This is a genomic window from Haloferax sp. s1 (genome assembly GCF_058382125.1).
In genome coordinates, this window is the sequence record NZ_JBZRPK010000612.1 from 1 (window position 1) to 9,780 (window position 9,780).

Annotated in this window: 8 protein-coding genes; 3 read left to right on the forward strand and 5 right to left on the reverse strand. The window is 61.0% G+C overall.

The window, feature by feature from the left end; genetic code table 11:
* From QT222_RS12700 to rqcH, 4 genes are all read right to left on the reverse strand, one after another.
* Positions 1-1,042: mRNA surveillance protein pelota (locus tag QT222_RS12700; RefSeq protein ID WP_491477385.1), on the reverse strand; the 1,042-nt coding region annotated here is incomplete at its 3' end.
* Between the two features lie 45 nt (positions 1,043-1,087).
* Positions 1,088-1,831 (reverse strand): DUF4013 domain-containing protein, encoded by a 744-nt coding sequence (locus QT222_RS12705; protein WP_004060379.1) that lies wholly within the window; start codon positions 1,829-1,831, stop codon positions 1,088-1,090.
* A 67-nt stretch (positions 1,832-1,898) separates the two neighbouring features.
* A complete protein-coding gene (locus tag QT222_RS12710) occupies positions 1,899-2,621 on the reverse strand; it encodes a DUF4013 domain-containing protein (protein WP_491477386.1) in 723 nt (240 codons plus the stop codon).
* A 177-nt stretch (positions 2,622-2,798) separates the two neighbouring features.
* Positions 2,799-4,904, reverse strand: coding sequence for a ribosome rescue protein RqcH (rqcH, locus tag QT222_RS12715; protein ID WP_491477387.1), 2,106 nt, complete (start codon positions 4,902-4,904; stop codon positions 2,799-2,801).
* Positions 4,905-5,002: 98 nt separating this feature from the next.
* Between rqcH and QT222_RS12720 the strand changes: the two genes are divergently transcribed.
* From QT222_RS12720 to QT222_RS12730, 3 genes are all read left to right on the forward strand, one after another.
* Entirely contained in the window at positions 5,003-6,355 is a 1,353-nt protein-coding gene (locus QT222_RS12720) for a hypothetical protein (RefSeq protein WP_491477388.1), read from the forward strand.
* Between the two features lie 60 nt (positions 6,356-6,415).
* Positions 6,416-6,859: a GNAT family N-acetyltransferase gene (locus tag QT222_RS12725; RefSeq protein WP_491477389.1), complete on the forward strand. Its 444-nt coding sequence runs from the start codon at positions 6,416-6,418 to the stop codon at positions 6,857-6,859.
* A gap of 127 nt (positions 6,860-6,986) precedes the next feature.
* Positions 6,987-8,498, forward strand: coding sequence for a methyl-accepting chemotaxis protein (locus QT222_RS12730; protein WP_004060384.1), 1,512 nt, complete (start codon positions 6,987-6,989; stop codon positions 8,496-8,498).
* Positions 8,499-8,522: 24 nt separating this feature from the next.
* On the opposite strand, the gene QT222_RS12735 is transcribed toward QT222_RS12730, so the two are convergent.
* Entirely contained in the window at positions 8,523-9,719 is a 1,197-nt protein-coding gene (locus QT222_RS12735; protein WP_491477390.1) for a mechanosensitive ion channel family protein, read from the reverse strand.
* Between the last annotated feature and the right edge of the window lie 61 nt (positions 9,720-9,780).

Consider the following 9,780-nt stretch of genomic DNA (forward strand, 5'->3'; position numbering starts at 1 on the left):
CGATACCGCCGAGGTTCTTCAGTTGCTCACCGGGTTGGAACTCCGCGGAGAAGACGGTCACCTCGCCGCCTTTCTGTTCGACGGAGTCGATAACGTCGTTCACGTCGATGTCCCAGTCGCCTTCGCTCTGTCGCTCCGCGCGGAGTCGAGAATCGAGGAGGAGAAGCTGTTCGATGGCACCGAACTCGGCCGCTTCGGCCACCTGTTCGATGCCGTAGGCGGCTTTCGCGCCCGTCGAGATGTTCTCCATCAACTGGTCGATGAGGTTCGCTTCCTCGGCGATTCGGGTCTGTTTCTGTACGTCGTCGACCGCACCACGCTTGAGCACTTCGTGGACGCCGCGGTCGCCGACACCGGCGGTGTCGACGGTGGTAACGATGTTCTCGGCGACCTCGGCGTAGTTGTTCTCGAAGTAGTCCAGCGCGTCGTTCTTCGTGAAGCCCGGTCCCGCGAGGATGATAGCGTCCACGTCGAGGTGCGAGAGCGCCGCTCCGAGTTCATCGAACAACTCGGAGCGCGGGCGCGCGTACTCGCCTTTCCCGGTCGGTTTCGTGAGCGAAGCGTACTCCTCGGTGCCGTACTGGGCGACGGTGTGGATGTAGGCCGCGCCCTCTTCGACCGTCGCAATTGCCACATCAGGATTCTCGGCGGCCTGCTCGGCCGTCTCGATGCGGTCAATCTGGTCGGCTTTGAAGTGCTTCTCGATGGTTATCTCGGCGCGCTCTTCGACGTTGAGCGTGTGGTGGTGGCCGAGTTGGTCTTCGCGGGAACAGGAGACGATGACGCCGCCGACGCGGAGGCGATTGGCGAATCGGGCGAACTCGATGTCTTCGACTTCGATGGTCACGTTGAGGTGTTCCCGCTCCCCGCCGGTGTCCCGCATCTGGTCGTCGTCGCGTTGGATGCGGCGGGTGGTGTCGCCGGAGACCAAATCCCCCGGTTCGAGGACGTACGAGAGGTGCCAGAGGTCGTCGACGTTCTCGGGGACGAGCGTGATTCGCTCGCGCCCTTCCTCGCCTCGACCGCGGCTCGAAATACGCATATACGTCCGGTCGTCGCGGAACGGAAAAGAGTCCTGCTATCGCGGTTACCAACCAGACGTCCGACCGAGACCGTCGGCGTAGCCCCGGCCCCACAGGTAGAACGACGCCACCTGCGCGTAGAAGCTGATGAAGAATCCGACGAGGATAATCGACAGGAGGTTCCCGACTGTTCCGATTACCATCAAGATGAGGAGTGCGAGTACCCATGCGATGGCGTACTCGCTAGTGAACGCGCCTTTGAGAATCGTTCGGACGTGGAACCCAGCACCGAGATTCCCTTCGATGGCGAAGTTCGCTCCGGCGGCGGGAACCACGTAGGAGACGAAAAGCGCGAGAGTGATGATGAGCAGCCCCCCGACGACGCCAACGATGCCGAGACCGAGGTTCGTCGCTTGCGTGGCCGCGGTTGTGGACTGCGGTATCGACTCGGTGGCGGCCGAACCGAATTCGAGGACGACCGGGAGGACGAACATCGGAATCAACACGACGAAACTCCAGACGAACGAGACGACGAGCAACTTCAGGCCGTCGACGACGAGTCCGCCCCAATCGGTGAACGACGGTGCTTCTTTCGTCCCATCCGCGGCGGCCCGCATGGACCTGACGTAGTACCCCTGAAGTAGTGCCGTCGCAACCAGCACAAACGGTACTGAGAGGAAAAACAGGAGCGGGACGACGAAAGAAAGGAACAGCAGCGCAGTCGCGACGAGGGCAAGAATACCACCGATTGCGGTGGTAGCAAGCCAATCGTCGCTTTGCGGCATAAACCTCAGCGCGTCGGAGAGCATGACGGCAAGCTATCGCTCCGCTATCGGTTTAGATATTCCGCTGAAAAGTCTTATTTTAGTTGACGGCTCAGACGGCTGGCTGTTCACCAGTCGTCCCACCTTCATCCATCATCTCGATGTCGTGGAGTTCACCCCACGTCCTGCCGATGATGTAGTATGCGGCGATGGCGGCGTAGAACGTCACGAAGGGGCCGGCGATGGTGCCGATGATGAAACCGACGAACGGAATGACGTTCAGGATACTGATAGCGACGGTCGCCGCGAACAGCACCACGAAGGCCATGAGCCATGCGGTGGCGTACTTCCCCGAGGTGAGAATCGGTCGAAGTGTCCCGAAGTCGAAGGCCGCACCGATGCGGTCGGTCTCGGCGTAGTTCGACAGCGCTGCCGGGATGATGTAGGCGGCGATGAGGCCGAGGACGAACGCGACCAGGAGGCCGACGAGTGCAACGATGCCGCCGAAGATGCCCGCCGTCTGCGAGCCGTTACCGGCGACGGCACTCATAATGCCTGCAAAGCCGAAGACGCCGGCAATGAGCGCTGGGACGAGGCTATACACGAACGCGATGACGAAGCCCTTCAGACCGTCGACGGTCATATCACCCCACTCGTCGAACACGGGGGGTTCCTCGTCACCCTTCATAGTCGCGCGAACGACCCGAAGCAGGTACCCGATGACGAGGAACATCGGGATAATCAAGCCGCTCAACAGTGTGAGTACACCGCCGATGAGGACCGTCTTTACCCAGTCCTCTCCGTTTCTGGGGTAGTCGATTGATTCTGAAAGCATTGGAATCACCGAGCGCAGTCACCGAACCACGGGACATCGAGCCGAGTTCCCGTTAGTATGTGACACACGCGCTCGGGCGAACATTACGCCGAGAAAGTATATAATCTTGTACTAGTCTCAACAGAATAATTGAGAATTAATCCCGAAACCGGGTCTTTCAATCCCTCTACTCGCCGATTACCCGTCTACGATGTCGCTCCCGCCCGGTGGGAGGAACTCCTGAATCTGGTCGGGTGATGCGATTTTTCTGACGAACGATTTGTCGGCGAAGCGCTCGCGTAGTCGGCGGTAGCACAACTTCGCAGCGTCGTTTTGGGCGTACTGCCCGGGAGTGAGCGTCAGCATCGTCTCCGCACGCGTCTCGATGGCAGACGGTGGGCCACCGATGACTCGCGTCTCGTCTTCGCACTGGATGCCGACGGCGACTTTCGCGGGCACGTCTTCGAAGTACCGACGGTCGCCGCGGATGACAAAACTCCCTTTTTCGATGTACTCGCCGGATTCGGGCGTCTTCGACACCTGTGACGGTTCGACCATGTAGGCGTCGTCCGCGAACCGACCTTCCTTCCAGATGGAGGAGTACGAAACGGCGAACTGCGCGGCCTCCTGAAGCGTCTCTTCCGAGAAGTCGACCTTCTGTGCGGGTTCGCTCGGTCCCGTGGCCTTGAGGAGTGTGACCGGCCCGCCGTGGGCCTGCGTGTGGAAGAAGCGGTCGTGTTTGCTCATGTACTTCTTCACCAACTCCTCGTTTTGGTCGGCGTTACGGCCGCCGACGACGAGGTAGCCGCTGGACGTGTGGAACCAGCGGAACCGTTCGAACCAGTGTTCCGTCGACTTGACCGGCACCGAGTCGAGCGAGAGCCAATCGGTCTCTTCCGGTTCTTCGTCTTCGTCGCTCTCGTCTTCTTGGTCGTCCGCCTCCCACTCGTCACGGCGGCGCTTTGCTGCCTCCAGTTCCTCGCGGGTGTCTTCGATGGCCGCGAGCGCGCCCTGTTTTTTCTCTTGGATGCGCTTTGCTTCCGTGTACAGTCGGTCAGCGTTCTTTTCGACGCCCATCGACACGTCGAGGGTGACAGTCGCGTCGTCGAGTTTGATGGTGACAGTGCCGTTCGCGCCGTCGACGTTCGTGACGGCCTCCGCAGCGGGAATGCCCTGTTCTGCGCCTTCGTCGAGCGTCACGGCGATGTCGTCCCACGGGACGCCCTGTTCGCGGGCCTCGCGGACCGTCGAGAGCACGTCGTCGACGAGGTCGTAGTTCGCATAGAGGAGTTCGGCGCGCTCGCGCTCCTCGTTTGCTTGCTCGTCGAAGCCCTCGATGGCCTGTTTTTGCTGCTCGATGATGCGTTCTTGCTTGGCGATTTGTTCCTCGAAGTCGGGGCGGTTCGACGTGGCTTCTTGCTCGTCCGCGGTCAAATCGAGACGGAAGAAGTACTCGTCGAGTGCCTCGTTGAACGTGTCGTACGCCTCTTCGTCGAGTCCCGCGTTCTGGTGTTCCTGCAGCGGGAACGGCGTCACGTCCACGACCGAATCGTCGTCGTCGGTGTAGAGGCGTGGGTCGAACTCGCCGGAGCGGACTTGCTGTCGAAGGTTGACGATTGCGTCGTAGATAGCGTCGTAGTGGTCGTCTGTCGCGTCGGCGATATCGAGGGTCTTTTCGACGCCAGCACGGGTACACAACTCTTCGGCGTAGAGGCCACCGAGATTCAGTTGCGTTGCGATGGTTCGAACCACGTCGGTATCCGACTGCTCCATGTGGCGACCGAGCGCGTCTCGGCTGATGGTAAGGGGGTCGAGTCGAGAGGACGGATACTCGTACTGCGACCCCGGTGCGACGGTTCGCGATTTGAGGCGCACCGTCTCCAGACTGCGGACGACTTCGCCCGTCTCGTCGAGCACCGCGATGTTGCCCTGTCCGAACAGTTCAACGACGATTTTCGTGTTCTCGTCACCGCGTTCGAACGTGAACGTGAGGATGCGGTCGAACTCGTACTGTTCGACGCCCGCGAAGTCGGCCCCGCTGAGCCGATTACGGAGCATCATCGCGAAGTTCGGCGGGCGACCGGGCGCGTCCGGGACGTGCTCCTGCGCGGCGATGTGTGCGCGCTTGATGTCGCCGACTTCCAAGAGGAGTTCGAGGCGACCGCGGTCGAAGTCCCGCATCTTGAGGCGAAGCAGGTCGTCGCCGTAGAGGTACGCCTTGTCGACTTTCGCCCCCTCGTACCGGTTCATCTCGGTGACGAGGGCCGCGAGGTCGACGCTCGTGAGTTCCCGCTTCGGGTCCATGAATTCGCATTTTCGCGGCGGACGAAAAGGGGTGTCGTTTCTGTGGGTTGCTGTCGCGGGGGAAGATACTTATCACCTAGGCTGAATTTCAGGCGTGAATGAGATTCCGCTCTCTGTTCTTCGCTCTCCTGCTCGTCGCCGCGGTGCTCCCCGTCGCGACGACGGCGACAATGGCCAGTCCACCACCCGAACCAGTCTGTGTCGTTTGCGGCCACGGATTCGAAGAGACTGCGGACGATGCTGGCGTCAACCTCACTGTCGAGTCGAGTACGGTCCGCGTCCAAATAGACGAAGACGGCGTCGGTCACTGGACGGCCCGCGTGACAGTAGACGACGAGTCCGCCGCAACCTTCCGCGAGAATCCGAGCCTGCTCGATAGTATTGTCCGACGGACGTTCGAAGAGCGGTGGGGTCTCGTCGACGACCCCCACGACCTCAGTAGCCGAATCGCCGGCGACACGGTCGTCGTGACCTTTACTGTCCCCGAGATGGCCTCGCACGGCGTCGGAGACGTGCTTCTCGTGGACTACTTCAACGACCCGACCGAGAGGCGACACGTCTACGTCGGTGCCGACCGGTTCGTCGTCACCGGCCCGGAGGGGTCACACCTCCTCACCAACCCGCCGAAAGCGGCGACCAACGAGACGGCGGCGACGTGGGGCGATAGTGAACAGTACGAGTCGACCGTCCACAGTCAGACGTACCTCACCTTCGGACCAGATGGGGGCCTCACGACCACGGCCGCAGCCTACGCGAGTATCGCTGTCGACTCGGGGCCAAATCTGCTTTCTGACCTCGTCCGGGTCGCGTTCATTCCGACGCTCATGCTGATACTCGGTATTCTCTTCGTTCAGCATTTCAACCGCCGGTTCGACGACGGCCGGGATTCACAGGCACGCTTCGGTACGGTCGTCACGGCACTCGGTGTGGTGTGGTCGCTCTGTCTCGTTGCGCTCGGGATGTTCTCGGGAGGTACCAGCGTCATGGCGTGGGTACTCGGCCTGCAACTCATGGCGTTCGGACTCGTGGCGGCGAAGCGACCCGAAGTCCTCACCTTCCGGCGACTCGTCGCCGCGGCCGTTGTCCCGCCGGTCGTCGCCGCCGTTGCCGTCTCGGTTGTGACCGCGCCGTCGGTTCCATGGAACATCCCGAGCGCGCTCGCGCTCGGGACGGCCGTCGTCTTGTTCCTCCCATTCGGTTACGGTGCTCGCCGAGGACGTGAGACGCGTCCAATCGCGTTTGCCATCGTCTTAGCCCCTGTCACCTTTACGATTCCAGCACTACCCATCGGTGGCTGGGGGCCGGTGTTCATGGCGATACTGCTCGTCGTTTGGGGTGGTCTCACGCTCGCAACAGGGACGCTCGTGTATCGCCTCGGGTGGACGCTGGCTGGTGAGTTCCCGGAGACGGAGCACGTAGGCGGAAGCGAAAACGCGGCGTCGGGCGCGTGAACCACGTCGGAGAGTGCCGTCTCCGCAACCATCAGGTACTCACCCGCTAAATCACCGCTCATGACCGAAACCGAAGTCCGCGTCGTCACCACCGACGCCGAGCGCGAGGACGCGTTTTTCGTCCGAAAGACCGTATTCGTAGACGAGCAGGACGTTGACGAGGAATTAGAGTGGGACGAGTACGACGAACCGGACTCGCCTGCGGTCCACTTCGTCGGCTATCAGGACGGCGAAGCAGTCGGTGCGGCCCGACTGCGTGAGAGCGAATCTGCGGTCGGAAAAGTCGAACGCGTTGCCGTCCTCGAATCCGCCCGTGGAGAAGGATGGGGTCGACGACTGATGGACGCACTCGAAGCAAAAGCCCGTGAACGCGGCTTCGACCGCCTCCTACTTCACGGCCAAACCTCCGCGGAAGGGTTCTACCACGAGTTAGGCTACGAAACGACGAGCGACGTGTTCGACGAGGCTGGCATCCCGCACGTCAAGATGGAAAAGAGACTCTAGCCACGGACCACGACAACACATGACAGTGTAAAATACATATTCGACCCCAGACATAAGTATGTCTAAGAAAATCAAATGAGATAATCGGCAGTATATCTATATACGGTTCCTCATTCGTCCTTCGGGCATGCTCAACGCGCTCTCGTCACTTGTCGTGGGGGCAGTGACCAGTTCAGAGACACAGGCAGAGACGGGCGGGTCGCCACAGATGGCCGCTGAACCTATTTTAGACGCGCTTCCGATGCCTGCTTTCGCCCTCGACGGCGAAGGGACTGTCATCGAGTGGAACAAAACGGCGGCGGCGATGTTCGAAATTCCGCGTGAGGAGATTATCGGTCTCTCTGAGTCGGAAGCTGCCCAACTCGTTACCTACGAAGACGACGACGAAGCCAAGACGCTCGCCGGAAAGGTACAGGAGAATCCACGGGATGCGGACAGCCTGTACGATGTCGAACGGAGAGACCTCCCTGCCGGACCCGTGTACATCGACCAACGGGCGCTCACAAACGCTGGCGGAAACACGGCTCATCTCTCGTTCAAGGTGATTCCCGTCTTCGACGACGACGGAGACCTCGAAGCCGTCGTCGAAATCGTCCAAGACCAGAGCGAAGAGATACGACGCCGAGATGCGCTTCATGGTCTCGTCTCCGAAGTGACCGAAACGCTCGAAGCGCTCGCCGACGGCCAGTTGGATAGACGAGTCAACTACGACCTCGATTCGACCGAGCATATCGACGACGAACTGCTCCACATTCTCGATGCGGTCGACGAAACAGCCGAGCGATTCGAGCAGGTCGTACAGGAGATGGAAGTCCACGCTTCCGACCTCGCCTCGTTCGTCGATACCGCCGATTCCGCCGCCGAGGGAATTTTCGAACAGACCACCGAGCAGCAGGAGGAACTCGCCTCCGTTCGCGACGAGATGGAGTCGTTCAGTGCGACGATGGAAGAGGTTGCAGCGAGTTCGACAGAGGTCGCAAACGCCTCGTCGCGTGCCCGCGACAACATCCAGTCGTCACTCGAATCGACAAAAGAGACTCAGACGGTTACGGACGAAGTGAAACACCGAAGCGAGAATCTCGTCGATACCGTGGCGGACCTCGAAGACGAGATGGTCGAAATCGAGGAAGTCGCCGCCGTGATTTCCGATATCGCGGACCGGACGAACATCCTCGCACTCAACGCGAACATCGAGGCTGCCCGCGCTGGCGAGGCGGGTGAAGGCTTCGCGGTCGTCGCCGGCGAAGTGAAATCGCTCGCCGACGAGACGCAGTCGCACACCGAGCGAATTGCCGAGCGAATCGACACTATTCAGGACCGGGCCACGAAGACAGTCAACCTTGTCGAGCAGACGCACGAGGACGTCATCGAGGCCGACGAGTCGATGTCGGAGACCGTTAGCTCGTTAACCGAAGCAACGGAAGATGTCTCCGAAGCGACAGACGGGATTACCGAACTCTCACGCGCCAGCGACGACCAGGCTGACACCGTCGAAGCCGTCGCTGCGGCGCTCGAAGACGTGAATCGCGGCGCAGAAGAAATCTCGATGGTATCCGAGACAATCGTCGATGTGACCGAAGAACAGCGCGCGGCGGCCGACGCCCTCGACGAGAGTCTCGAACACTTCGACAAAAAGTAGACCGTAGCCCGTTCGGTTGGTTCGTCAGTCGTTCGACTGCGCCGACTGTGTCCGTGCGTCGGCTTGGTCGTTTTCTTCGCTCCGAAGGTTGAATCCTGTCGACTCCTCGCGAGCGAGAAGTTCGCGCTGCGGGTACGGAATCTTGATTCCCTCGCGGTCGAAGGCGGTTTTGACGCTCCGGAGGACTTCCGCGTTCGCCTGCGCGCGGCGCGGTGCCGACGGGTTCGTAATCCAAAATCGCAGTTGGAGGCCAATCGACGAATCGCCGAAGGTCGTCGGCATCACCTGCGGCTTTGGCACTTCTTCGACGAACGTGAGGTCGGTCAGCGCTTCCTGTGCGACCGTTTCGGCGTGTTCGATGTCGGCGTCGTAGTCGATGCCGACGTCGATTCGGAGTCGAAGCCGGTTTCGCTTCGTTCGATTCGTTATTTTCGCGTTGGTCACGCGGTCGTTCGGAAAGACGACTGTCTCGCCGTCTGCGTTGCTCAGGCGGGTGTTGATGATGGTGATGTCGGTGACGATGCCTTCGGCGTCGTTGATTTTCACCCAGTCGCCGAGTTCGAACGGCCGGGAGAACATCAAGACGAATCCGGCGATGAGCGAACCAAGCGTCTGTCTGGCGGCCATACCGACGACGATACCGAGGAATCCGGCACCGACGAGCAGGCCGCCGATTTTGAACTGCCAGACGGTGAGCGTCGCCATCCCCACGGCGAGGAGGACGACGAGTTGGAGCACGCGGAAGACGATACCCTGTTGGTGGGCGTTGATGTGGTCGACGTTTCGGGCGTAGGATTCGAGTTGTTCTTCGAGGACGTTCGTCCCGACGAAAGCCCCGACGAGGAGGGCGACTGGCGCCGCGATTTTGTGGACGTTTGGGACTGCAATCGCGATTACCGACGCGGGACTCGAAGCGAGACCCGGATAGCCCCTCAGGCGCAGCAACGAAAGTGAGACGAGGACGAAGACCCCGAGTTGGAGGGCCCGGACGATAACCGTCGCCGGGAATATCCACGCCACGTCGGTGACCGAGTCAGGGACCTTCGAGTGCTGAAGCACCCGTTTGTGGAACATCACTGATGCTCGAGAGACGACGCGCGGTGCGAGGAAAATCGCCACCCCGAACGCGAGCGCCACGGGTGCCACCGAGATACCGATGCGCTCCTCCGTCGTGACAACCTGCGCGAGCGTCGCCTGCAAGTCCTGAAGCCAACTCGCCACCGGATTCGATACCCCGCCCGCCCCCTGTTCGACAACTGTCCCCAGTCGGCCGGCCGCACTG

Excerpts from the sequence above, each read along its gene's own strand:
- QT222_RS12705 (WP_004060379.1), bottom strand. The coding sequence starts at position 1,831 with ATGCTCTCCGACGCGCTGAGGTTTATGCCGCAAAGCGACGATTGGCTT.
- QT222_RS12710 (WP_491477386.1), bottom strand. The coding sequence starts at position 2,621 with ATGCTTTCAGAATCAATCGACTACCCCAGAAACGGAGAGGACTGGGTA.
- rqcH (WP_491477387.1), bottom strand. The coding sequence starts at position 4,904 with ATGGACCCGAAGCGGGAACTCACGAGCGTCGACCTCGCGGCCCTCGTC.
- QT222_RS12720 (WP_491477388.1), top strand. The coding sequence starts at position 5,003 with ATGAGATTCCGCTCTCTGTTCTTCGCTCTCCTGCTCGTCGCCGCGGTG.
- QT222_RS12725 (WP_491477389.1), top strand. The coding sequence starts at position 6,416 with ATGACCGAAACCGAAGTCCGCGTCGTCACCACCGACGCCGAGCGCGAG.
- QT222_RS12730 (WP_004060384.1), top strand. The coding sequence starts at position 6,987 with ATGCTCAACGCGCTCTCGTCACTTGTCGTGGGGGCAGTGACCAGTTCA.